Genomic DNA, 1,097 nt, shown 5'->3' on the forward strand with positions numbered 1-1,097 from the left:
AAGGCACGGATTGCAGAACTGAGCGCATCGCTTACAACAGAATTAAATGAGAAAGTAGCCGGTTGGTTTAAAAAAGCATCGGTAGATAGGGTTTTATTGGCACTGGTAAAAGTAATGGTGTAATGCCACAGCTGGTTTAAGGCCTCTTCGCCTTTGACGTTTAACACCGATATAGGAGCGCTGAGTTCATCAATGGTTAGTGTATAACGGTTGTGACTAACTTTATTTGTTAATTGGCTAAGCAAGTCTTTCCCTGTTTGTCCTGCTTGTCCTGCTTGTCCTGCTTGTCCTGCTTGTCCTGCTTGTCCTGCTTGTTCGATGATTTTATCTAAATGTTTTACCATTTTTTTCCTTTATTACCTTGCTACTTATTTTTATTTAGTTTTGTTATATTTATCTGTTTTTATCGGTAATTTTAATAATCAATAATGATAACTAAAATCAGGCATAAAATTACACGGTTTTTACATAATTTGCAATATTTAATTAAACTTAATTTATTGAAATTTAAGATAAGCTTAGTGAGTCATGTTTTTTTAGGTTGCTGCTTTTAAGCCCCACTTAAAATTTTATCAATTAAGTGGGGTTAGGGTTTTAGCATTAAGATAAAGGGGGATCCCTGTGTATACAGGGAACACGCTTGATTTTCCAGCATTAGGACGCCCTGCTATGGTTTATCCCTGTGTATACAGGGAACACTCTAATTGTAGCTATCTGTTTTATTTACAGCTATAGCGACCAACAAATTCTACCAGATTTTTTAAATTTTTAAAGATTTTTAACTTATTGATTTTTAATAAGTCGTAAGTAGGCTTTTTCCAATTTCTATCGTTCCACCAAGAAACACCAATTTTTAATTTAAATTCAAAAAGATATAAATATTCGAATGTACCTAAACAAAAAATATTGTCTTTTACTTTCGTATTAGCGTGAGCTTTGCCCTACTTATTTATGGTGTGTTTTTTACACAATTACGATCATACAAGGTTTATTATCCTCTGAATTACTATCGATTGTTTAATACAGAATAACGGTTTAATGCGCTCTTCTTTTTCTAGTTGCCAGTTGCTTTTGACATGTTCGTGCGCTTCGTCCAC

At 33.8% G+C, this 1,097-nt stretch carries 1 protein-coding gene; it reads right to left on the bottom strand.

The window, feature by feature from the left end; all coding sequences use genetic code 11:
- The coding region (locus A9G48_RS09845; protein WP_141672996.1) for a hypothetical protein at positions 1–344 on the bottom strand (344 nt) is incomplete at its 3' end.
- Between the last annotated feature and the right edge of the window lie 753 nt (positions 345–1,097).

Origin of the sequence: Gilliamella sp. wkB18 (assembly GCF_001690875.1) — a bacterium.
GTDB lineage: Bacteria > Pseudomonadota > Gammaproteobacteria > Enterobacterales > Orbaceae > Gilliamella > Gilliamella apicola_A.